This is a genomic window from Hymenobacter daeguensis (assembly GCF_054780555.1).
Genome location: NZ_BAAGWC010000076.1, coordinates 1 through 515 on the forward strand (window position 1 = coordinate 1; position 515 = coordinate 515).

The window sequence follows — 515 nt, forward strand, 5'->3', positions numbered from 1 at the left end:
TGTCACCGTTGACTGTAGCCGAGGTGGTGAACCCACCGGCGATCTTGTCCTTCCAGTTCTGCGTGAACCAGGGCTTCGAGCTGGCATCGGCGAACTTCTTGAACTGCCACGCGGGGCCGCCCATGTAGGTCGGACTGCCATAGACGATGGCGTCGGCAGCATCCAGCGCCGCCCAGCCGGCTTCGTCAAGTTACCCATTTTCGGGCAGTTTCAGAATCTTGGCTTCGGTGCCTTCAACACTTCTGACCCCTTCGGCCACGGCGTTCGCTTGAACCTCCGTGTGCCCATACCCGCTGAAATAGACAATTGCGACACTCGTCATGTTTTCGGTCTCCTTCTCGGTTTGAAACGCAATGCTGACGGCTTGGGATTGACGGTTACAAAAAGAAAGCGGATAATTATTTTACACCAACGCGATGATCCGGACAATCATCGGCAGGGGAATTCCCATCTTCGGTGTAAGTCACCGGAATACATTAATATTATATCAGCACCGGACGGGCTCACGGGATGTT

The 515-nt window shown here is 54.4% G+C and carries 1 protein-coding gene; it reads right to left on the reverse strand.

Annotation, left to right across the window (positions count from 1 at the left end; translation table 11 throughout):
* Positions 1–166: flavodoxin family protein (locus ACYVHT_RS23360; RefSeq protein ID WP_460557815.1), on the reverse strand; the 166-nt coding region annotated here is incomplete at its 3' end.
* Positions 167–515 lie beyond the last annotated feature (349 nt).